Annotated in this window: 24 protein-coding genes, 1 tRNA gene, 1 pseudogene and 1 CRISPR repeat array; of the genes and pseudogenes, 20 read left to right on the top strand and 6 right to left on the bottom strand. The window is 55.2% G+C overall.

All coding sequences use genetic code 11. The features are described 5' to 3' along the window. Nucleotides 1-90 precede the first annotated feature (90 nt). The 10 genes from J7382_RS08550 (at nucleotide 91) to J7382_RS08505 (ending at nucleotide 7,843) form a co-directional block, all read left to right on the top strand. Nucleotides 91-249 carry a hypothetical protein gene (locus tag J7382_RS08550; RefSeq protein WP_209068629.1) on the top strand — a complete coding sequence of 53 codons (159 nt, stop codon included), beginning with the start codon at nucleotides 91-93 and terminating at the stop codon, nucleotides 247-249. A gap of 416 nt (nucleotides 250-665) precedes the next feature. Continuing rightward, on the top strand, nucleotides 666-1,946 hold the full coding sequence (locus tag J7382_RS08545) for an integrase arm-type DNA-binding domain-containing protein (RefSeq protein ID WP_209068628.1): 1,281 nt from the start codon (nucleotides 666-668) through the stop codon (nucleotides 1,944-1,946). 228 nt (nucleotides 1,947-2,174) lie between these two features. Further along, nucleotides 2,175-2,360, top strand: coding sequence for an excisionase family DNA-binding protein (locus J7382_RS08540; RefSeq protein ID WP_209068627.1), 186 nt, complete (start codon nucleotides 2,175-2,177; stop codon nucleotides 2,358-2,360). Continuing rightward, nucleotides 2,357-2,956: a hypothetical protein gene (locus J7382_RS08535; RefSeq protein ID WP_209068626.1), complete on the top strand. Its 600-nt coding sequence runs from the start codon at nucleotides 2,357-2,359 to the stop codon at nucleotides 2,954-2,956. Before J7382_RS08540 ends, J7382_RS08535 begins: the two co-directional genes overlap by 4 nt. Before the next feature lie 146 nt (nucleotides 2,957-3,102). Beyond that, the gene (locus J7382_RS08530) at nucleotides 3,103-3,747 is read left to right on the top strand and encodes a hypothetical protein (protein ID WP_209068625.1); all 645 of its coding nucleotides are present in this window, start codon (nucleotides 3,103-3,105) and stop codon (nucleotides 3,745-3,747) included. Between the two features lie 236 nt (nucleotides 3,748-3,983). After that, on the top strand, nucleotides 3,984-4,298 hold the full coding sequence (locus J7382_RS08525) for a ProQ/FinO family protein (protein WP_209068624.1): 315 nt from the start codon (nucleotides 3,984-3,986) through the stop codon (nucleotides 4,296-4,298). Further along, entirely contained in the window at nucleotides 4,295-4,555 is a 261-nt protein-coding gene (locus tag J7382_RS08520) for a hypothetical protein (protein ID WP_209068623.1), read from the top strand. Before J7382_RS08525 ends, J7382_RS08520 begins: the two co-directional genes overlap by 4 nt. A gap of 187 nt (nucleotides 4,556-4,742) precedes the next feature. Further along, nucleotides 4,743-5,012, top strand: a complete 270-nt coding sequence (locus J7382_RS08515; protein WP_209068622.1) for a hypothetical protein — start codon at nucleotides 4,743-4,745, stop codon at nucleotides 5,010-5,012. Between the two features lie 303 nt (nucleotides 5,013-5,315). Beyond that, nucleotides 5,316-7,205 carry a Bro-N domain-containing protein gene (locus tag J7382_RS19945; RefSeq protein ID WP_247744912.1) on the top strand — a complete coding sequence of 630 codons (1,890 nt, stop codon included), beginning with the start codon at nucleotides 5,316-5,318 and terminating at the stop codon, nucleotides 7,203-7,205. 29 nt (nucleotides 7,206-7,234) lie between these two features. Continuing rightward, nucleotides 7,235-7,843, top strand: coding sequence for a hypothetical protein (locus tag J7382_RS08505; protein ID WP_209068621.1), 609 nt, complete (start codon nucleotides 7,235-7,237; stop codon nucleotides 7,841-7,843). Nucleotides 7,844-8,619: 776 nt separating this feature from the next. Here J7382_RS08505 and J7382_RS08495 read toward each other — a convergent pair. Further along, on the bottom strand, nucleotides 8,620-8,823 hold the full coding sequence (locus J7382_RS08495) for a hypothetical protein (RefSeq protein ID WP_209068619.1): 204 nt from the start codon (nucleotides 8,821-8,823) through the stop codon (nucleotides 8,620-8,622). 341 nt (nucleotides 8,824-9,164) lie between these two features. On the opposite strand from J7382_RS08495, the gene J7382_RS08490 reads away from it, so the two are divergent. From J7382_RS08490 to J7382_RS19940, 6 genes and pseudogenes are all read left to right on the top strand, one after another. Continuing rightward, nucleotides 9,165-9,386, top strand: coding sequence for a hypothetical protein (locus tag J7382_RS08490; protein ID WP_209068618.1), 222 nt, complete (start codon nucleotides 9,165-9,167; stop codon nucleotides 9,384-9,386). Further along, nucleotides 9,383-9,805 (top strand): Rha family transcriptional regulator, encoded by a 423-nt coding sequence (locus tag J7382_RS08485; protein ID WP_209068617.1) that lies wholly within the window; start codon nucleotides 9,383-9,385, stop codon nucleotides 9,803-9,805. The genes J7382_RS08490 and J7382_RS08485 overlap by 4 nt, the downstream gene beginning before the upstream one ends. A 356-nt stretch (nucleotides 9,806-10,161) precedes the next feature. After that, a complete protein-coding gene (cas9, locus tag J7382_RS08480) occupies nucleotides 10,162-13,503 on the top strand; it encodes a type II CRISPR RNA-guided endonuclease Cas9 (protein WP_247744911.1) in 3,342 nt (1,113 codons plus the stop codon). A gap of 112 nt (nucleotides 13,504-13,615) precedes the next feature. Then, on the top strand, nucleotides 13,616-14,533 hold the full coding sequence (gene cas1, locus J7382_RS08475) for a type II CRISPR-associated endonuclease Cas1 (protein WP_209068616.1): 918 nt from the start codon (nucleotides 13,616-13,618) through the stop codon (nucleotides 14,531-14,533). Between the two features lie 29 nt (nucleotides 14,534-14,562). Continuing rightward, nucleotides 14,563-14,868 (top strand): CRISPR-associated endonuclease Cas2, encoded by a 306-nt coding sequence (gene cas2 / locus J7382_RS08470; RefSeq protein ID WP_209068615.1) that lies wholly within the window; start codon nucleotides 14,563-14,565, stop codon nucleotides 14,866-14,868. Between the two features lie 73 nt (nucleotides 14,869-14,941). After that, nucleotides 14,942-15,440: direct repeats of the CRISPR family, unit length 36 nt; unit sequence ATTGTAGCTGTTCAAAATCCGAGGTCCAGCCGCAAC. A gap of 133 nt (nucleotides 15,441-15,573) precedes the next feature. After that, nucleotides 15,574-15,671, top strand: a pseudogene (locus J7382_RS19940) (IS5/IS1182 family transposase); the annotation flags it as partial. Nucleotides 15,672-16,081: 410 nt separating this feature from the next. On the opposite strand, the gene J7382_RS08465 reads toward J7382_RS19940, so the two are convergent. Both J7382_RS08465 and J7382_RS08460 read right to left on the bottom strand, forming a co-directional pair. Then, a complete protein-coding gene (locus J7382_RS08465) occupies nucleotides 16,082-16,609 on the bottom strand; it encodes a hypothetical protein (RefSeq protein WP_209068614.1) in 528 nt (175 codons plus the stop codon). Between the two features lie 156 nt (nucleotides 16,610-16,765). Beyond that, on the bottom strand, nucleotides 16,766-17,335 hold the full coding sequence (locus J7382_RS08460) for a hypothetical protein (RefSeq protein ID WP_209068613.1): 570 nt from the start codon (nucleotides 17,333-17,335) through the stop codon (nucleotides 16,766-16,768). 1,760 nt (nucleotides 17,336-19,095) lie between these two features. On the opposite strand from J7382_RS08460, the gene J7382_RS08455 reads away from it, so the two are divergent. From J7382_RS08455 to J7382_RS08445, 4 genes are all read left to right on the top strand, one after another. Continuing rightward, nucleotides 19,096-19,512, top strand: coding sequence for a KilA-N domain-containing protein (locus tag J7382_RS08455; protein ID WP_209068612.1), 417 nt, complete (start codon nucleotides 19,096-19,098; stop codon nucleotides 19,510-19,512). 117 nt (nucleotides 19,513-19,629) lie between these two features. Further along, nucleotides 19,630-19,926, top strand: coding sequence for a hypothetical protein (locus tag J7382_RS08450; RefSeq protein ID WP_209068611.1), 297 nt, complete (start codon nucleotides 19,630-19,632; stop codon nucleotides 19,924-19,926). Between the two features lies 1 nt (nucleotide 19,927). Then, the gene (locus tag J7382_RS20115) at nucleotides 19,928-20,050 is read left to right on the top strand and encodes a hypothetical protein (RefSeq protein ID WP_280638102.1); all 123 of its coding nucleotides are present in this window, start codon (nucleotides 19,928-19,930) and stop codon (nucleotides 20,048-20,050) included. A gap of 244 nt (nucleotides 20,051-20,294) precedes the next feature. Next, entirely contained in the window at nucleotides 20,295-20,522 is a 228-nt protein-coding gene (locus J7382_RS08445) for a helix-turn-helix transcriptional regulator (protein WP_058240207.1), read from the top strand. A 247-nt stretch (nucleotides 20,523-20,769) separates the two neighbouring features. Here the strand turns inward: J7382_RS08445 and J7382_RS08440 are convergent. The 3 genes from J7382_RS08440 to J7382_RS08430 form a co-directional block, all read right to left on the bottom strand. Beyond that, a tRNA-Leu gene (locus J7382_RS08440) sits at nucleotides 20,770-20,856 on the bottom strand. Nucleotides 20,857-20,925: 69 nt separating this feature from the next. Then, a complete protein-coding gene (locus J7382_RS08435) occupies nucleotides 20,926-21,480 on the bottom strand; it encodes a tetratricopeptide repeat protein (RefSeq protein WP_209068610.1) in 555 nt (184 codons plus the stop codon). 36 nt (nucleotides 21,481-21,516) lie between these two features. Further along, the gene (locus tag J7382_RS08430; protein WP_209068609.1) at nucleotides 21,517-21,990 is read right to left on the bottom strand and encodes an Lrp/AsnC ligand binding domain-containing protein; all 474 of its coding nucleotides are present in this window, start codon (nucleotides 21,988-21,990) and stop codon (nucleotides 21,517-21,519) included. Between the last annotated feature and the right edge of the window lie 60 nt (nucleotides 21,991-22,050).

Below are 22,050 nucleotides of genomic sequence, written 5' to 3'. Positions count from 1 at the left end.
GATCAACATCGGGGCAGAGCACGTGGGCTATGGCTTCGGCGAATTTAAAAAATGTGCTAAACTGCCCGCACATCACAAGGAGAACGCCTTATGGAAGCTTTCCTGAATATCATCTGGAGCCTGATCGAAGCCGTCCCACCGGTCATCATGGCCTCCATAATGTTGCTTGGCCTCAGCGCGGTCGCAGCAACCCTTCTGTGCCTGATCGTAGCAGCAGTGACGATGCGCAAAGAGCGAAAGCACGCATAAGCCAGTTGCGATTCCTGCCATATCCGTTTGAGAAAATACGGGCATGTGCATTTGGGGAGCACACACGCTCTCCCGACTTTGTCAGGCATCTTGCATGCTGCGGTCAAAACCCACCTGCTTTTGGTCAAAATGGCCATACTGCCGCCAATCGCAACGGCCGCTCTGAAAACCCCGAAAGCTCTTCATATTGAATGCCTTACTGGGATTTTTTAGTGGTACCCGCGGCCGGAACCACCCTCAGTTAACACTGACAAACACAAACAAACATCACTTTACACCTAGAAACACATATCGCCTTATTTTGTGTGTAATTACACTAAACTCTGTTGCGTGATGTTGCATGATGTTAAACGTTGTTGGCCAAGCACAATGAGGGGCCAATGAGGGGCCAAAATTAGGGTTGAGGGGCCACGCACATGCTGAACAAGCTGACAGACCGCCAGATCAAAGCGATCAAGAACTTACCGGATGGAAAAACAAAGCACCCCTTCCCTGATGGCGGCGGTCTCTTTCTGCTCGTTCGTTCAAGCGCCAAAGGCGGGGTGCGGAAAAGCTGGATCTTTCGGTACTCCCTGAACAAGAAACGATCTGACCTTGGCATGGGGTCATATCCGACTGTCTCACTGTCAGAAGCCCGCACCATGCGGGACAGGTACGCAAAGGCCCTATCCGCTGGGCAAGACCCTAAAGCCGTCAAAGACGTTGAAATGAGCGAAGCACTGGCCGTATCCAGAGCGGCAGCCAACGTGCCAACTCTTGAGAACATGAGCCATCAGGCGTTTGAGGCGATCAGAGCAACACTGAAAGAGAGCGCGGCCCACCGCTGGATGACACCTCTGCGTCTCTACGTTCACCCGACAATCGGCAGTGTGCCAATCACCCAGATAGACCAACACGTACTGCATGACTGCCTCAAGCCTGTGTGGCGCACCAAGCACCCAAGCGCGGTGAAAGCCCTTCGCCGCGTCAACATCGCCCTGAAACACGCCACGGCGGCTGGCCTAGACGTTGACCTACAGGCCGCACAGAAAGCCAAAATCATTCTCGGGGAGGTGGATCACGAGGAAGTAGGACGACCATCGCTGCACTACAGGGACGCTCCACACTTCTATGCTCAATTGCCCAACGATGGCGCGGCGCTGCTGCTGAAAGCGTTGATGCTGACCGGCGTTCGCTCTGCTGAAATGCGCCTAGCCAGGATCGAAAAGATCGAATGGAACGAGGCCATATTAACCAGCCCGCGCGAGATCGTGAAGGGCCGGAAACGGACCACGAAAGACAATCGGATTGCCTTGTCCAGCGAAGCCGTGCGGGTTTTGCGATGCGCGGCAGGTGACCGCACAGAAGGCCATATCTTCCGCAACCTCCAGCGCAGCGCCTATTCCGACAATGCCGTGTCCAAGCTGATGCGGGACAGTAATTGGCTGAAAGAGCGCGAGATTAAAGCCACTCCGCACGGCATGCGCTCCACCTTCAAAGCGTTCATCCTTGAGCGTCACCACGAGATCCCACCGCACATCGTTGAACTGGTCCTGTCCCACACCATCGAAAACAAGGTTGGCGCTGCATACACCCGCACCGACCAAATCGAACAACAACGGTGCGCTCTGGAGCGTTGGGGGCGCTTCCTTTGCGGCGACAAGACCCCTGTGATCGACCAATTCAGCCCAGATGAAAAAAAATTTGAGGCTCAATAAACGTCATTTTGCAATAAACGGGACAAATGATGCATTTGCGAGGCGAACGAAAACTCGTTCGGAACAATGACTTTCACTAAAGCAGAGGACAAGATGTTTTTTCCGAGCATGACATTTTGTAATTTTTCATTATTTTCATATGCTTGGCGAAAATTTTAGGGGCTTGTGTCGTAGAGTTTACTGCTGTTTCTTGATGTCAAATCAGACACAAAACAACGGAGACACACTATGAGCGCCCCCCTCAATACACCAAAGAAACGGTTCACCGTGGCTGAGGTCGCGAAGGATCTCGGTATCTCCAACATGACTGTCTATCGGGCGATCCGTGACGGCAAACTCAAGACCGACCGCTTCGGCCAGCAGCACCGCATCACGCAGGCTCAGATCGACGCATGGGGCTCCGCGTCAGTATGACCAAAGGCAACGGCTCAACCAAGCCCCAGCCGGTCGAGATCAATGGCACGACGTACCGGAGTATTGAGCAGGCGGCACGCAAATTCGGATTGAGCGGCACAACCCTAGCAAATCGGCTCAATAAGGGCCTGACTGGCAATGAGCTCACAAAGCCTGCCGTCACCAAAGCCACACCTGTCGAAATCGAGGGAAAGACCTATCCGAGCGTTGCAGCAGCGGCGCGCGACTTCGGTATGTGTGAGACTTTGCTACGCGCTCGCCTTCGGCGCGGCCTGACGGGCGGCGCGTTGCTGCAAGCCCCAGGGGCACTACAATGGAAACGCCCAAAGCCATCAGCCCCCAAGCAGGAGGAAGATGAAGAAGGTCAAGCCCTGATCGCTGCGATCTCGGACGACCGCTACTTTCGGGCAATCCTATTCCCCAAGGCCCGCAAGCTGCGACTGGAGCGCCTTGCATTCCCCTTTGCCCTGCATGGCGCCGAAGTCAGCACACACACAACACCCAAGAGCTTCCTAGCGGAGTGGGATCGGGTGGTGGGTCGGCCCAGCCAGAAGATCATCAAACTCGCTGTCACCGCCCTGTCAGCAAAGAATTAGGCACTGACTTGATTGAGGCCCCTGCGCGCCTCTCCTCTAAGGCCAACCGCCAATGGTCCGATGGTGCTGACCGAAGAAAAACGTACCGCAACACAAACCACCACAATGGCCCCGTGACTGCGGGTGCCAAACAAAGGAACACGCACATGGACAATCGTGCAGATAGCCGCTGCGGAACTCTCGCGGACATGGACGGGCTTCACATCCCAAGCCCGCACATCACCGCGAGGGGCGACAAATTTCTGGACTACATGGACAATGGCAAAATTGGGTTTAACCAAGCCGGTCAAGCATACTTTGCAGCTGGTCTAATCAAGGGGGGAAAGGCTTGGCTCAACATGACGTTAGGGCCAATGGACGCTCAAGGCGAACCAATCATCTATGGATGGCGACCGGAAGATGAAGACGTTGGGATCGCGGCTATCGATGGCTACGTCACGGAATGGCCCCAGCAGGAAGCTAATGCTCTTTGTGATCGAGTGGTTTTAGAGGGGCGGGCGCCTTCAACTCTGGCGGAAATGAAGATCGCCATGGATGAGGCGGACGACAAGATTAAGAGCGATGGCGATCCGTATGCGCTCGCGGTCTATCGGGCAAATATTTACGCGCTCTGCATGGCTGCACGTGGCGAACGGGTGAAATTGAAAGTCGGCCCCACCAACGAGAGCGGCGATCCATATTATGAAGAATACGACCCCGAGAATGAGATCTCTGGATACGTCGCGATGAACCTCAAGATTTCCGAATACAACAAACTAGGTCTTCGCCCCGACAAGTCGCCTGCAGCCTGATCGCCCGCCCGCTGGCTGCGGCGGGCGGGCACAGCGCACACCACAATAACAACGAAAGACATCGCTATATGCTGCCACCTACATCCGCATACAAACACCGCCCGAAGGCTCCCTCTACCCCCCGCAAGACTGGCACCCTGTCACTTGCGCTAGGCGGCGCGAGCCGGCTGACTGGTGGACCGTCGAAGCTGGTGCGCAGCGCCGGCCCGAGGCCCAAGCTATCAGCCCGCGAACGGATGCGTCAGGAGCTACCTGGTGTGTTCTGCCCCAAGGGATACCCGCGCCCGCTGGCCGTGGGAATTCATACCGCCGTCATGAAGCGCACCGGCTGGCCGTTGAAGGAGGTACGCAAGATCCTCGGCAAGCATTGCTGCAGCTTTGCCTACCTCAAGGCCGTTGCACGGAAGCACGGCGAGCGGCACGACCTCGACGGCAATCCAGTTGGGCCGGTGAGCGATGAGGACCGGCAATATGCGTCAGAGCGATTGGCGGCGCGTGTTCGCTCCTCAAAGCAAGGAGCGAAACGACCGCAGAACGAGGCCAGCAAGTGAGCGGATCTGAGATCGCGGCTTTCCACGCCTCCATGGTGCCAACCGGACAGGCCAGCATTGAGACTGGTGGGCGCGTGGGCGTCCTGTACATCACCGAGAAGCGTGGCATGCACCGCCGCAGCGGGCAGAACCAATGGCGGTGCCGGTGTGGCGTGTGTGGATCCGAACGGACCAATCTTGAGGGCTTTTTGCGCACTGTGATCGCTGACGGATCTCTTGGCTGCAATGACTGCACGGAGGCGGCAGCGAAAGCATGAACACACCTCATAAAAATCAGCAGTATTATGAAATGCAGCCATCAAGATCAAAAAGTGAACAACTTGATTTTACTGCGCTTTGGGGCTATACCTATAATCACACCAGTTCGACACAAAAGCCTCGCGCCCTCAATGGGATGCGAGGCTTTGTTCGTTACACCACCACACAACATATGAGGCCATTGCCATGCTGACCAAGCGCCAGCGGGACGTAATGCTGTTCCTGCAAGACACTTTCGATGAAACCGGCATCATTCCGACACAAGATGAGATGATGGCAGCGCTCAACCTCAACAGCAAAAACCAAACATATCGGGCACTGAAAGCCTTGGGGGAAAAGGGGTTCATCAAAACCCTGCCGCGTCGCACACGCGCCATCGACATCATCCGGCGCGTTGATCGCACCCCTGCCGAACTGGCAGTGCTGGAAGCTCAGAAGAATGAGGCCGCGCTGTGACCGGCTCCACAAAACAGAAAGGGCGCCCACTGGGACGCCCATTCCGTATTTCGATAGCACTGGACCAACAGTGCTGGATCATCTCTCACGCTTCAAGAAATGTGATCACAAATGCACAATAACGCTACAAAACTTGCAGAACAAGGGGGGTCCCCAAATTATTCGGGACAGTCCGACAACGTAGATAAGCGCCTCACCCCCCGCAGGATAGCCGAGGCTCAAGCCCGCAAATTGATGGGAATGATTTGCAGCAAGCTCCCACTACCAAAGCAACAGAGACAGGCGATGGAGCTGGCGGCTTGCATGGCGAAGTTCGACCACAAGACCGGCGAGGTTTATTGGTTTCTCACGCCCACAAAAGCAGGACTTTGCCCAGATACGCTACGTGCCATGCGCAGATCAGCGATGCGAGACGGTTGGTCTGAGTGGACCGGACAGAAGTGCGCAAGGACGCTGAAAATGCGCTTCATCGCCAAGAAGGCGGCTCAACTTGCGGGAATGAGCGACCTAGACCTATCTGACCTTGACGCGCGCACCTGGCCTCAAGGTGAGGGACGGGAGCGTCGTGATAAGGCGACCCTTGAGACGATGGATATCGCCTTCTCGAAGGATGACCGCGAGCGGGACCGATACAACGCCTTACGCTTCATTCTGGACCAGAAAGGCATGCCTTTTGGTTTGTTCCCGCTGGTGAAGGATCGACTTCAAAAACGTTCATCGCGCAACAACATCTCAACGCTTTTGCAAGTTTCGGATCAGGCAACCTTGCGACGTGCCTTAGATCGGATGCCCACCGAACACATCGAACTGCTCAATCTGTTCAGTGGCCGCAAAACTGCGCCACCTATCCCCGAACGCCTCAAACCAGCCTATAAGTCTCTCCGCAAAGAGGCTGCCGACGACCTGCGCTGCCTGCGAGGCATGGGGCGCGATGGCGCTGGGCGCATGACTGACCGGCGTAAAGCCCTCATTTCACTTGAGGGAAAAGTTGGATCTGGGCCATCGACAAAGATGATCTATACCGTCCACCCGTCTGTCGCTGCTTTCATTGAGAAGTGCCGGAGCGAGCGCAAAAAAGGACATTTGGACCAAGCTGGACGAGCCGCGTGGATTGACAATGCAGTTGGAGGGAAGTTGGAGGGAGGAACCCCCGAAATTTCGGTAAGACTATATACAGAGCAGGTAGAGACACCCAAGTTTTCAGAACAGTTGGCAGAGAATGATTTCCAACAAGTGCCGCTGGACGCTTACGAGCAGGAAGCAGCGCAAGCCCAGCCAGAGATGGAAATCAATTCTGAGGACACTACCCTGACCAGCGACGACACCACCCAGACGCAGCCAGTGAATTGCCCGAGCCAGACCAATGATGAATTTTTCGGTTTGGAGGGGGCCAACGCAGCACCAGCATCAAGCGGGACGCATGAGGTGGGAGGGAAACCTCGAATTGTCACCTGTCTGGCAGGGCCAAATGCCGACACATCCACACAGGACGCCGCCGAGGTGCAGGAACTGACCGCATCCAACGACAACAACACACCTGCAGCGGAGAGTGTGATCCCGATTATAGGGCGCATCCGCACCAAGGTTTATTGGGAACGGCGCACGTCAAACACCAATGGGTTGGACACTCTTGGCGTCCGCACCGTGACCATCGACGGCGAGCCTTGGTTCGTGGCCAAAGATGTTTGTGAGGTGCTGACCATCAAGAACTCTCGCGACAAAATTGCAGGACTGGATGATGATGAAAAAGATTGTGTCCACATTAGTGACGCAATGGGGCGCCTGCGAGAAACAGGGGTCATCAACGAAAGCGGCCTCTATTCTCTGATCATGACCAGCCGCAAGCAAGAGGCCAAGAGGTTCAAGAAGTGGGTCACATCTGAGGTGCTTCCCACGATCCGCAAGACGGGCATCTACGGCCAGCCAGCGCAGCAGAAAAAGAACCCTGCACGCCCACAACGATCCGACAGGGTTCCAAATGCACACACAATATCATCAATTGTGATGCACCAACCACAAAACACCAACCATAAAGATCCCAGCCCCACCGGCTGGCCCCGGCCTGCCGGCCCATCCCTCGGGATCCCGTCAACTGCTCACGAAACCCCAAAATTTTGGCCGAGAAATGGCCTCAAGCAACCTTCGCACACAATGAGGCGCTGGGCACCTAAAGCGCTCTCAGCCGCGCCCTGAGCCCTTCAACCCGAAAGGACCCCCAAACTATGAAATTCCTGCGCAACACCCTGCAGATTACGGTCGAAGACGTAGACATCATACGCGGTGCCACCCGCAAGGGATACCGCGCCAAAAACCCACTAAGCTTCGAGGAAACAAAACAAGTCCTTGGAGAGTTCTGCGACCGCTGGCAAATCGGTTTTGAGGTCGATGATGAGACGGTGGAGTACTCCGCCCCTGATGCCCCGAACAGCAAGCACATCAACGTTTTGATCGGGCTTCTAGATAGTATGCCGCATGATACGTTGATGTGGCTGGATGGTTATCTGTGGGCGCGCGATGTGGACCCTTGGGAGGGGCTGGATGTTGAGGCCGGCTTGGTCCGAGTGCGGGATCAAGAAATCTTCCGGCTAGGTGTGGAGATCACCCTAACAATGTTCGATGACGGCATGCCGCGCGAGCACATTGAACTCCAAGATGAAATCGCCATCCAAGCCCGAGAAATGATCGCAGCCACAAGAATTGAAAACTTCGGAGGAATTGCCCGCGATGGAGGATACTTGGTCGATCTGCCACGCGATGTGAAAGATGCTGTTCACAGTGCGATACGACGCTTCGGTAAAATGCCGACAGAAGGGCTGCCAGACTTCAGCTGACAATGCGATCAACGCGGAGACCCAAAGGGAGAGATCTGCTGCGTTGGATACAATGCTGGACCGTACTGGTCATCGTCAGCCTCGCACACGTACCCTCCATCAAACCAAGAAGCGGGGATTTCTCTGGGATTTCTGAAGCGGCTTTGTTCGTATTGAGGGGGGTACACGACATCCCTCCCCTCACCTATAACTGGCTCCATCAAGAGTTCGGCGACATGTCGAACACAACGTATGATTTCATCTGCGGAGCTCTCACATGTGATCCTCTTGCCGCCAAAAATTCCGGATACGGAGCACCAATATCCAAGATCCCAGTTTGCCAATTGTCGCGCGCGCCGCAGACCTTGTGACAACAAGGTAAACTCCTCGTGTCGCGGATCCGCAATTATGCTATCAACCACCCCGCCAAGAAGACCAACCGGCCCCTCCATCTCCTGAAAATAGTGGTCCTGCGTTCTCAGCAAAAAACCGGAAAGCCCGGCCCTAGAATTAAACGATATAGCCTTTTTGAGAAGGCTCAACTCGTCAGCTTCAGCCCCAGATCTGACGCAACGGCTACGAAATACAACGAATTCAATCATCACTAACCCCATGAGCGGCGGCATACCCGCCTAGCGCAATCAATCATGTCCTTTTCAACTTAAGAAATTTCTTCGTTCTTCGCGTGCAGCTGGCGCACGCAACCGCGACACCATAGCCCGCGGCATACAAAACGTACCTGGCCAAACTCATTTCTCGCGATTGCGAACAACGATTACTGCAACACAAAAAACTGGTCAGCGAGAGACGACCAAACGGAGATTGGGCGAGGCCTTGCTCTCTTTCGGTTCATCCAGATCCTCAACAAAGAGTTCTGCAATTCGCATTGCGCGTAGTTTGGTTGAAGGGGCCTTTCGGGCTTGGCCGGTCTCTGCACCCCCTACCCTCCCAAGCATTTGAAAGTTATCCCCTTTCAATTTTTCGAACTCTTTGTCAGCCATTTTTTAAACCCTAAACTCGCTAAAAACCAAACCACAAGACCACCAACACAGTACATTTTTAGGCTATTTTTAGAGTGTTAAATTTTTCCTAAGATACCGCTCTTTGTTTTTTATTTGTTCGATATTCGTTCATTAATTGACCACATATGTGCTTGCAAAAGTGCACGGGCGAGATTGCAGAAACCAGCCTTGACTTGAACGCCCAAGAAAAGACCCACTTCGCATTTTTCCATTCGATGCGGAGGTGCTGCATATCAGGGGCAACAGTGGGCCTTGAGGTCGCGCACATACGTCACCTGACGGGCGCGGCGCTCAAGCCCCACTGGAGCCACACCCTACCCATGATCCACTCGCTGCATATCAGCCAAGAGGCTGGCGGTGCCGATTGGTGGGGCAAAATGGGGTTCCCCATTGGGTCTGAGAATGACCCCCGACTTTGGGCGGAGCGTCTGGCCGAAGTTACCGGAAACCCGGAGGAGGCTGACGATTTGCTGCGCGACATGCGCGCCCTAGCAAGCCGCGACTTCATCTATTCAATTTTGAAAGCAGAGCAAAACCTATGAACGATATGACAGCCCCACACCTGATAGAGATCAGCGCAATCACAGATCCAGAGGTGCTTGTGAGCAAGAAGCTATATGCCTCCTCACGCGATGTAGCCAAGCGGTTCGGGAAGGAACACAAGAATGTTCTCCGCGACATCAAGGCCCTTGATTGCAGTGAGGAATTTTCTCGGCTCAATTTTGAGCTCAGTGATTACAAAGATACAACAGGCCGAAAACTCCCCTGTTATTACATGACCCACGATGGTTTCACGCTGCTGGTGATGGGCTTCACCGGCAAGGTCGCGATGGCGTGGAAGGAGAAATACATCTGGGCCTTCAATGCCATGCGGGACCGGCGAAGTGCGCCAGCCGAAGTGGATTTCAGCGACCCCAGCGTGGTCGCAGACTTTGAAAATTGTGTAAAGACATTGAGTTAGGAGGCTCCCTCAGATTTGAGGGCTCCTATATCTCTAAGCAAAACAAGGAATTAAAGTGCTACCTTATACCCAAAGACCTCGCCATGACCCTAATCACCGGCTATCGCGTAGATCTCCGATACAAGGTCGTGAAGCAGATCGAGGCTCTTGAAGTTGAAAAGCAAGACTGTGCGGCCACTTGTCTGCTGGCCAGACAAGGACCGCAAGCAACCCAAATAGACATGATGCTTCGATATGTTACGCGGTAAGCCGCCATTTGCTGCGAGGCATCGAGGCAGAAACACGAAAAGCGCAGGCCGTAGCCTGCGCTTCTATGTGGTGCAGTCGAATGCTTGTTAACGGCTCGACCACGGATTTTGAACAAAATCTATGATACATACTTCGAAACAGCGCGCAACAGCAATCTGACATTGCATCCGAAAATGCGGAATGCAATCTTGGATAATATTGTTTTGGAGATTGAGATGCGCTTGGGGCTGGACATTGGCACAAATTCCATTGGCTGGTGGCTCTATGCCACCCATGAGGGCGAAATTTGCGATGTGATCGATGGCGGGGTGCGGATTTTTTCGGATGGGCGCGATCCGAAAACCAACGCCTCGCTAGCCGTAGACCGGCGTGCAGCGCGGTCGCAGCGCCGTCGCCGCGACCGGTTCTTGCGCCGAAAGGCGGCACTCATGAAGCGGATGGCCGAGGCCGGGTTGATGCCAATCGATCCGGCGGAGGCCAAAGCACTGGAGCAATTGGACCCTTACGCCCTGCGCGCACTTGGGCTGGAACAGGAATTGCCGCTGGCTCATTTCGGCCGGGCGCTTTTTCATCTGAACCAGCGGCGCGGGTTCAAAACCAACCGCAAGACCGACCGCGGCAACAATGAAAGCGGCAAGATCAAGGATGCAACCGCCCGGCTGGATCAGGCGATGATGGCCACGGGCGCCCGCACCTATGGCGAGTTCCTGCATCTGCGCCGGGCCGCCGCGCCGGATCCTAAACAGGTGCCGACGGTGCGGACGCGGCTGTCGGTCGCCAGGCGCGACAACGCCGAAAAGGAAGAGGTGGGCTATGATTTCTACCCCGACCGGCGCCATCTGTCGGAGGAATACGACCAGCTGTGGGCCGCGCAGGCGGTGTATCACCCTGATGTGCTGACGGATGAGTTACGGGATAATATAGCGCTGATCATCTTTCACCAGCGACCACTGAAAACACCTGAGGTTGGGCTGTGTCTGTTCACAGACGAGAAACGTATCCCTGCGGCGCATCCATTGAACCAGCGCCGCATTCTGGTGGAAACCGTCAATGCGCTGCGGGTCGCGACCAAGGGCGAGCCCGCACGCAGGCTGACCCGCGAGGAGCGCGACCAGATTCTGCATGCGTTGGACAATAAAAAGCACACCAAATCTCTGGCCAGCATGGTGATGAAGCTGAAAGCGCTCGGCAAAACGATCAAGCTGCGTCCAGAACAATCTTTCACGCTTGAAACCGCCATACGTGACGCAATTGCCTGCGATCCAGTGCGCGCCAGTCTCTCGCACCCAGACCGGTTCGGTCCGCGCTGGTCGACACTTGACGCGGATGCACAGTGGAAAGTAGTCGAACGCATCCGGGCAGTGCAAAGCGATGCTGAACATAATGCGCTGTCGGAATGGCTGATGACCGAACATGCGCTGGAACGCGATCATGCCGAAAAGGCCGCGAACGCCCTGCTGCCTGAAGGTTACGGGCGGCTGGGCCTGACCGCCACCAAGCGAATTCTGGCCGCGCTTGAAGCAGAGGTAATCTCCTATAGCCAAGCGGTGGCACGCTGCGGCTGGCACCATTCAGACCGCCGCACAGGCGAGGTGCTGGAAAAGCTGCCCTATTACGGTGAAATCCTGGACCGCCATGTGATCCCCGGCAGCTACGATGAAAAAGATGACGACATCACCCGCTATGGCCGCATTACCAACCCCACGGTGCATATCGGGCTGAACCAACTGCGTCGGCTGCTGAACCGGATCATCAGCGTCTACGGCAAACCCGATGAGATCGTGGTGGAGCTGGCACGCGACTTGAAGCTGTCAGAAGAGCAGAAGAAGGAAGTCAATAAAACTATCAAGAAAAACACCGACGCCGCCGCGCAGCGCAGCAAGAAGCTCGACGAAATGGGTATCCCCGATACCGGCGCCAACCGCATGGTATTGCGCCTGTGGGAAAGCCTGAGTGACGATGCCATGCTGCGCAAATGCCCATATTCCGGCCAGCAAATCAGCGCGCAGATGCTGTTTGACGGGTCTTGCGACGTGGACCACATCTTACCTTATTCGCGCACTCTGGACGATGGCATTGCCAACCGCACCCTGTGCTTGAAAGAATTCAACCGGCAAAAATCCAACAAGACTCCGTGGGAGGCCTGGGGCGGCACCCCGCAATGGAACAAGATCTCTACCAATCTTAAGAACCTGCCCGAAAACCGTGCCTGGCGCTTTGCGCCCGATGCCATGGAGCGTTTCGAGGGCGAGAATGATTTCACCGCCCGGGCCCTGAAGGATACGCAATACTTGGCCCGGATCGCCCGCACATATCTGGAGGCACTGTATGATGGCCAGGATGGCAAAAACCATGTCTGGGTGGTGCCAGGACGGCTGACAGAAATGCTGCGGCGCCATTGGGGGTTGAACGGGATCACCGCGCTTGGTGATCGCGACAAGAAGACAGTAAAGGCCAAGAACCGCACCGACCACCGCCATCACGCGATTGATGCGGCCGTGATCGCGGCAACCGACCGCGCGCTGATCCAGCGGATCAGCAAAATAGCGGGCCGCGATGAGTTGGAGGGGGCCGAAGACGTGGTGCGCGCAGTGCCGCCGCCCTGGGCTGGGTTCCGCGATGACATTGCCGCGCAAATTCAGCGCATCATTGTCAGCCACCGGGCCGATCATGGGCGGATTGACCCGGCAGCGCGCAAGTCCGGCTGCGACAGCAGCAGCGGCCAGTTACATAACGATACCGCCTATGGCCTGACGAGCGACGGCACCGTGGTTACCCGCAAGCCGTTGATGTCACTGAAACCCGGCGATATTGCCATCACGACGCGTGGCGCCAATATCCGCGACACCGATCTGCAGCAGCATCTAGCGCGGGTCACACGCGGGTTAGAGGGGAAGGACTTTGAACACGCGCTGGCTAAATTTTCCCGTGCCCGCAAATTGCCAGATCACTCCGACAATCCCTATTTTGGCATCCGTCGGGTGCGGATTAAAGAAGCGCTCAAGGTGATTTCCATCAAGGATAAGAATGGCCGCGCTTACAAAGGCTACAAACCTGACAGCAATGCACGCTACGAAATCTGGAAGCTGCCGGATGGAACTGTCGCCCATCACGTCGTGGCGACCTTCGACGCACACAACGATAGAGCGTCCAAACCGCACCCCGCAGCTAAGCGCCTGCACCGGTTTCACAAGGGCGATCTGGTGCGTCTGGAGCAAAGCAAGTTTGGCCCGATTATCGCGACAGTGGAAAAATTCAATGTCAATGGCGGCATCGAGCTTGTTCCCCATAACGAGGCCAATGCCTCGGACCGCTACCGTAAATCGAAAGAAGACCTCTATATCCGCCTGAGCGCCGCCACTTTGATTAAATCCGGTGGTCGCCGGGTCTATGTCGATGAAATGGGCCGGGTTAAGGACCCCGGCCCGGCGAAAAGCTTGTACACATAGATTGTATCATGATGGCAACTTTCGGTGCCTATCGGTCGGGCATCGGATGATTTTAACCAATTCTCATCACCTGCGGCCTTGAATGAACACTGTTTTCAGAAAGGGAACCCGCATGGATCAGATCATCGACATTGCCACCGACGGCCGCCACCTATCGCGCGAACGTGGCTTTCTGAAGGTCTCGGAACAGGGCACCGAAATCGGCCGGACGCCTCTGGATCAGGTCGCAGGCGTCATGGTGCATGCCCATGGCACCACCTGGTCGACCTCGCTACTGATCGAACTGGCCGAGCGTGGCGCACCGGTTGTTTTATGCGCCGCCAACCATGCTCCAAAGTCAGTGCTTATGCCGCTGGAAGGCCACCACCTGCAGGGCGCCCGGATGCGGGCGCAATGGCACGCCCGGACACCGTTGATCAAACAGGCGTGGAAACAGGTCATCAGCGCCAAGGTCAAGATGCAGGCCGCCGCGCTCGATGCCTTTGGCCAAGACGCGGCGCCGCTGCATATGATGCAGCGCCGGATCACCTCGGGCGACGGCAGTAACATCGAGGCCCAGGCTGCGCGTTACTACTGGCCGCGCATGATGGGGACTGATTTCCGACGCGACATCGGCGCAGGCGATGAAAACGCGCTGCTGAACTATGGCTACACCGTGTTGCGTGCTGCCTGCGCCCGTGCCGTGGTTGCGGCCGGCTTGCACCCGACCATTGGCCTATTTCACAGAAACCGGGGCAATGCATTTGCTCTGGCCGATGATTTGTTGGAGCCGTTCCGCCCCCTGGTCGATTGCGCGGTGTGCGGGATCGTCGCGTCTCGCGGTTCTGATGTGGATCCCCTGGCCAAGCAGGTCTTGGCCAGGCTGATCGCTACAGATTTGCCGCTGCAGGGCGGCACGACACCTGTGTCGGTCGCGTTGATGAAGCTCGCTACATCACTCGGGCAGAGCTTCGAGAGCGGCAAGCTGGCCCTCGCTTTGCCTGTCCCGCCAACGTCGGATACGCTCACAGGTTTGGGTGCATGCGCATAACCTTCAAGCAACTGTCAGGATACCGGTTGATGTGGATTCTTGTGATGTTCGATTTGCCCACCGACACGAAACTTCAGCGAAAAAAAGCAGCGGCATTTCGCAACTTCCTGCTGGATGAGGGGTTCGAACGCAGTCAGTTTTCGGTCTATGCTCGTTTTGTCAATGGCAAAGAAGCCTTTGCAACGCGCGTCAACCGGATCGAACGCCATTTGCCCGATTCAGGTGACGTGCAGATCCTTAACTTCACTGACCGGCAATATCGTGATATTATTCATTTCTCGGATCAAGGACGCCATGCGGCCCGGGAAAATCCGCAGCAACTTGTAATGTTCTGAGGTAATTCATGTTGGAAACTTACAATAGATCTCGAATAAATCCCTGTTTTTTCAGATATTTGACCCGAGATCTATTGTAGCTGTTCAAAATCCGAGGTCCAGCCGCAACTGTCAGATCAATGGACGGTGGGCGACGAAGATTGTAGCTGTTCAAAATCCGAGGTCCAGCCGCAACGGCATGGGGGCCATTCGGCGCTAACCTCTTTATTGTAGCTGTTCAAAATCCGAGGTCCAGCCGCAACCGTGTGGCTTTGAGAATGCCTGTGATGTCTATTGTAGCTGTTCAAAATCCGAGGTCCAGCCGCAACGTGGCAGGACAACAAGTGCCGTTTTTCTCAATTGTAGCTGTTCAAAATCCGAGGTCCAGCCGCAACACAATGATTACGCGGCGGTGTCCGTTTTTGATTGTAGCTGTTCAAAATCCGAGGTCCAGCCGCAACGGATCGTCTTGCCGTATGGGTTCCGAATAAATTGTAGCTGTTCAAAATCCGAGGTCCAGCCGCAACGGTCACGAGGGGTGTTCGCTACTGCGGCCCATTGTAGCTGTTCAAAATCCGAGGTCCAGCCGCAACTAGCGACGTCCTAGGTTTGCGGCTGCAAGGCTTTGCTGCACAAATCATTTCAAGGATTCACTGCTTGAGTCCAGTGTGATAGCTGGGTGACATGAGTAATTGGGCCCACACGAAGTACCAGACCACGAACTAGTTGGCTTACAATGATGCGTTGAAGCGGCGTAGATCGTTGTCGATTTGGTTTGATCCTGAGATGACTAGACATCGCCGCCAACCGGCAAGCGTGGCAGGAATGGTCAATCTGATTATCTAGATGAATTGAGCCTAGACAAAATTGGAGGTTTCACAACTCAGCGTCTCGCATACTTGGCGAATTTTTCCGTCAAAGAGCCTCTCCGCAGCATGCCCGAAGATGAGCCAGTGTCGGCAACGGGCCGTTCGTGGCGCACTGCAAAGCTCGATACTGCACTCAAGTTTTATGCGCTCCAGATGCAGAATTCGTCATTATTGGCTCCAGAAGTCAATCGCCGAACCGTGAACGCAGAGCTGCTAGAAATCTGAAAACGAGGCTGGCAAACCTGAGTAGCTCGCAACATTTCCAGAAGCCATGGTTCGTCGGTTTTCTGAAAGTGCTATGCAAGTCTACGCGGTAAATTTGCGTTGAACACTTATTGCCAGACAGCATAATTCAACAACGGACATCACCAATCCCTCTTTTGTGCGACCCTATCCTCGGCTGCCACCTGCTTCTTGGTTGCAGCCATCTTCCGAGAATAAAGATCCCGTGCCCGTTTGCGCCCGTTCTCCGAGAGATCAACACCGTTCCGGTTCACAAGTTTCACACGCTCCCCCGTAACATCCTCAAAGGCCATCCGCAGCGCGTCTGAGGTCCTCCCCTGAAACTCAGCCACCCCAACAAGCTTCTCAATCACATGATCGTCGAATTCATGTTCGCCACGCCTGATCGAATAGGAAAAATCTGCAGGATAGCGAAACAGGATCTTCTCAAGAGCATGACCACCCTCCCGCGCAGCCACGTTTGGGCGAACAGCCAACCGATGGATCTCTCCACGGCTCTGCATACGCAAAAGCTGCTCGTACCGCCCCGCTATCGCCCGGTCGTGAAAAACATGACCATTCACCATGAAGCGGCCACTTTTGGACCGCGGCTTGCGCCGCTTCTTACGCGGCACCTGGTGTTGCCTTGCTCGATCAGAAACACTCGTCATGTGACTTTTCCCAAAAGATCCGACAGAGGGGTGTTTGTGGATCTACCAACACCCTTCCCCTTTCCCTGCATTTTTCATTGAAACTCATCATCGTGGACGAAAGCACTGCGTATCTCGTAACCCGGTGTGATGAAGTGTTGGCAGCGATAATAACGGTTATCCTGTCGGTGCATGCATTAGGCCGTTTGCTTTTGCGAGCATTGCAGTCATTTCATCATCAGTAGGTAACCTCCTTTCCGGCGGCAGTTGAGGCTCTTGCAGAGCGCCGTTGAAGGCGGTCTTTGGCTGCACCGGACTTGGTGGCGAGCGCGTAGGCGCAGGAGCAACAAATGGGGCGTCTGTGGTGGTCGCCGAGACCACATTGTTCAACCGCGACGGCTGGATCTGCGATGTTTGGGCGCTTGTGTTTGCCACTATGGTCGTATTGGGGGCGTTCCGATCATTGTGGGGTTCATCCGAACCAGATGTTTTAGTCAGCTTGAATTGCGAATAATCCTTGCTGCAAAGGGCTTCGATAGCTATCGCATCCTCTTTATTCATGCTGTCCAGCACTGACTTGGCGCGAGCGGCTGCCACGAGCTTACTCGACCGGCTGCGCAATCCTTCGGCCTCATCCTTTGGGACATACACAGTCACTTCCTGCAGACCATATTCGGCCATCCGCTGACGCTGTGTGCGCTTGGTTTGTCCAGCCTTGGACCTCTGGATTTTGCTGCGTGGTGCCATGATCGGTTTTTCCTTGTCTGACTGGCTGCTTCAATGCGCTGTCATTCGTGCATGCACTCGTGTCTGCATCTGTGCTGTCAACGGTGCTGAGGATGGTGCGCGCGTAGGTGCGTGGGGTCGTGTCGGCACGTTAGCATGCACCACGCAAAAAAGCACACTTCACCTCGATCAGAGGGAGAATTTTGCAAAAATGAACATCAGTAAATTGCAACATTTCTCTCACCTCGCGGTCAAAAATCATCGACCGAAAAGTTTGGGGACTGCAGGCGGCGCACCATCACTGAGAGCAACATAGAAAAACCGAGTGCTTGAAAACGCTCGATAGAAGCACCGAACCAGCACCACCTAGCCAAAGAGCGTATTGGTTCGACAATACCTAAGCGCAGCTCTACGCGCTTTGAGCGGCAACCAATACGGCCCTGTCAACCATCACATGCGCAACCTCTGCCCTTGTGACAAGTGTAGCTTCGGTTGATGCATGAATTCCCGCAAGCCTTGCCTTTGCGACAAATCTTGCAACAGGCAGCAAGGTACCTTTTGTCATCCGATCGTAAATCCCAAAGCCTTTCCGCGATTGGCTCTTGGACTTGCACCAATCCATCATGATTTTGCTGAGACAACGGAGCAGATTGGGCTGCTGTAGACAGCGCTAAAATCGCGGAAAAAATCACCGCGGAGAAAGTCTTCATAATTTCTAAAACCTCATCCAAAATCAAAGCGCCACAAAGATAAAACAAGCTATTGCGGCGGCGCTGCAAAACTAGTCCAACCCAAAAAAACATACAACCTGAGGGTGTTCATACTTTCTGTAGCCTGCAGTTCGATGAGGGCACAGCGCAATGTCCAAAGAGCTTTTTTCTGCAAAATTGGTCGCACCAGCGCGTCGGGGGGCTATCCAATACCTCCCCTACTGCGCGCGGGGTCGATGGGGGGGGGTGGGTCTCGTATTACGCACCCCCGGGGTGGGGTCTTACTACCCCTGCCCTTTGCGCCCCCTGTCATCGCCTCGCAAAGGTAGAGAGCGGTTGATGATTGCGTCTAGCGCATAAATCCCCTTGAGAATGGCGAGGTCCCACAGCGACGCGCTACGGCGGGTGTTATCCAGTACTATCGGCAATCTCCCACTCTGAGGTGGTGATTCATGGGTGTCTGCGCAGTATGCGGCGGTTCCTCGCCAGAAGTGGATGACAACACGCTCTGCCTTCCTCAAGCGGCACCCTATCGCATCCCTCGCTGGATTGGCTCGGGTGTATGAAAGCAGAGGCTGGCCTGTCGCGGCTCCCGCAGGCCAGCCTGACGCCCCCAAAAGTGTTGCATCGCCTTCCTTAGCATCACGCCGCGTTCAGCTGATCCGGCCTCGGTCGTGTGGATTGCAAATGCAAACCATGATCGCAGCCACAGAGGCCACAGCGGATCACCTGGCCGAAGAGCAGCGGATAGCGGCCCGATGTGTGGCCTGCGGAAAAGTATCTGATGAAGATGCAGGTTAAACACGGCCCACGGCTCAAGCCCCATAGCAGGCGAGTGCCACCCGGGCTGTGATGGCCTTGAACCGCATACGTGTTTAGATGGTTGTCGGACGAGAGCTCTGTATTAGCCGCCGCTGACACGCTGTTGTCTCCCCTCTGCTAGAGACAAGCGGCATTGTAGCTCACATCGCCCCTGAGATGAGACGCAAGCTGATTGTACGGCCCTCCGAGCCAGACGAGGAAAGCCGCCCCTGAATAGCCCTCAAATCTTGACGCAACTCTCTGTGTCCGATGTGGACAAGCACATCAAAGCAGCCTGTCATTGCTGGCATTGAAATCACCACAGACGATCAAGGGCGTTTCAGCCTTAATGCCCTGCACCGTGCCAGCGGTGGAAAGAAGACAAAGCAGCCATCAGATTGGTTGAAATTGAAGGGAACCGAGGAGCTTATCGCTGAATTGGATAACTCCGAAGATCCTCGGAGTTATCAAAACAAGAGCATAGTCTCTAAATCAGGGAGGTATGGCGGCACCTTCGCGCACGAAATCCTTGCGGTTGAATATGCTGGCTGGGTCAGCCCTGCTTTCCGCATCCAAGTCAATCAAGCCTTTATCGACAGCCGCACTGTTAAGGTGGATCGGTCACAGGCCGCCCCTCTGCCCCTCGCCGTAGACATCGCAAAATCCAATAAGACCAAATACGGATAAAGCATAATAAAATAAATAACTTAGATAAAGTTCACCCCTTGAAGGCAAGGTAACCAATGGTTACATATTTTTAAGCAAGCTCTGACAACTCAGCCTGCGTAACCCATGGAGACAAAAATGAACGACCTACAAATCACGCACCCCGCGACACCTTGGGCCTTCCTGACAGTTTTTCACCGCCCCACAGGGGACCATGAGGAAGGCGAAACAAGCGTCTGGGCCTTTGGGGACATGGCCGCGACCCATGAAGCCGAGCGCATAATCGAGAGCATTTCTGGAGTTGATTTCACACGGCGCCGTAGTGCCGAGATCTCCCCTATCGAAGTCGAAAACCTCTGGACCGCATGCGGAACAGCGGCCAACGACACCGGCGAGCTGCTTTCCGCTCTATCGGCCCGTGGCGAGGTAGCCTGAATTGACCCAACGGGAAGTAGACAGCGCATTTCACAGCATGGAATTGACCCTGTGGATCATGCAAGCCCTCGCCTTGATCCTTGCGACACTGGGTTTGGCCGGAGGTGCCCTGCTCCTGATCTGAAATACCTGCCCAAGCCATCGGATCAGATTGGCTCGGGCCACTCCAACAACTCGCAAATGGCCAGAGGTTTGGAAGGCTGACGTCACTTATTCATGCTTGGATTGGTGAAAGCAGCTTCAAGGACGCTCACGGCGCTTGGCGTCGATACATCTGACCAATGATGCGAGAGAAATTGCCAACCTAAGTTGCCGGCACTCATCCGTTTGTGCAAATACATGAGCGCGACCATTCAGGGGATCAATTAATGGCCAAGGCAATGACAACCGACGAACTGCGAGATGCGCTCGACCGTCTGGGCATCACTGCCGAGAAGCTGGCCGAGATCATCGGAACGTCACCCGTGACAGTGCGGCGATGGCTGATGGACCCTGACAAGCCGACGCACCGGCAGGTTCCACCCACCGCAGCGAAGGTGATCGGCTGGATTATAGAAGGCGGGCGCCCGAAGGAATGGCCACCGGCGCCGAAGTGATCCGGACTGCCTGATCGAAGGCGCGCGAGGTCCGCAAATGTATTTACTGAGCCATCTCGAATCTAGTGGGCTGGACGTTTGTCGTGGGTTGATGCTGCCCCGCCATGAGAATAATCAAAAATCCTCATTTCACCGTCTGGCCCACCCTCGAGACGCCGAAGCAACGCAAATGAGGGGCTAATTGAGGGGCCAAACCCCACCACAAGAGCCAAAAACCCTTATTTTTAAGGTGAAGCTCGCTTAATCTTGGTACCCGCGGCCGGACTCGAACCGGCACGGCCTATACGGCCTAGAGATTTTAAGTCTCCTGTGTCTACCATTCCACCACGCGGGCAACCTACACGCTGACTTTAGTCAGCGGCGCGACAATAGCTGTTCCGTGTCTGGTGTAAAGTGACGAAGATTAAAGCTCTTTACCTGGTGCGGATTTCGGCGCGGCCGATTTGTACAAACTGCGCTCCGGCAACCAGGGATTGAGCTCCAGAGCTGCTGCCAGTGCATCCTGCGCTGCAGCCTCACGCCCCAACCCGATCAAAGTCAACGCCAGACCGGAATGCGCCCCAACATGACGCGGCGAAAGCTCCAATGCGCGTTGAAGATCTGGCAAAGCCGCCTCAAAATCCTGCGCAAGGAAATTCACAAAAGCACGTTGATTGTAGCCTTCGGCATACTCCGGGCAATAGGCCACAAGCGCATCAAAATCCTTCTGCGCCCCAAGCAAGTCCCAGCCGGCCCGCTTGCGCATACCCCGGTTCAGAATTTCCTGCGCTGTATCGTCCGGCGCATCGGTCCAATAGCCCCACATGTCATTTGAAATGGTCTGCGCCGTAGCAGGATCCGGCGCGCGTTGAATGCGGTCAAACAACCGATCAAGCGCCTCGGAGTGATCCGGCGGTTGTGGACAGCTGGAGGCAGCGGCCGATCCAGCACTCAGAAGAAGGGCAAACAGGATACGCATACCTCAGGCTGGCACGGCCCTGCGCAGATCACCAAGTCACATCTCTGCGAGGCCGGTCTCCTTGACCGCTTCCATCGCCACATAAGTGGAGGTGCTGGCCACATAGGGCAGCGCGGAAATCTTCTCTCCCAGAACATGGCGGTATGCTGACATGCTGGTGGTGCGGACCTTCAGCAAATAGTCAAAGTGACTGGCAATCATATGCGCCTGCTCAATTTCCGGCACCTGCGCAACAGCGGCGTTGAAAGCGCGCAATGCTTTCTCACGGGTTTCAGAGAGTTTCACCTCCACAAAGGCCACATGATCCATGCCCAAACGGATCGGATCCAGCAAGGCGCGATACCCCATGATCACCCCTTCCCGCTCCATCCGGCGCAACCGCGCCTGTGTTGGAGTTTTGGACAGACCAATTTCCTGCGCCAGATCCGTCATGGAAATGCGCCCGTCTCTGGCCAGCACCTCCAGAATCGCACGATCAAAGGCATCCAGATGAATTTTATCACTTTGCATATCAAAACACCCCAACTGATACCAAAACGAATAATCAATTCCCTAATTTCAGTCAATCTG

Origin of the sequence: Shimia sp. R11_0, from assembly GCF_017744035.1 — a bacterium.
In the GTDB taxonomy this organism is placed as follows: domain Bacteria; phylum Pseudomonadota; class Alphaproteobacteria; order Rhodobacterales; family Rhodobacteraceae; genus Shimia; species Shimia marina.
This window is presented reverse-complemented; position numbering and strand designations above follow the sequence as displayed.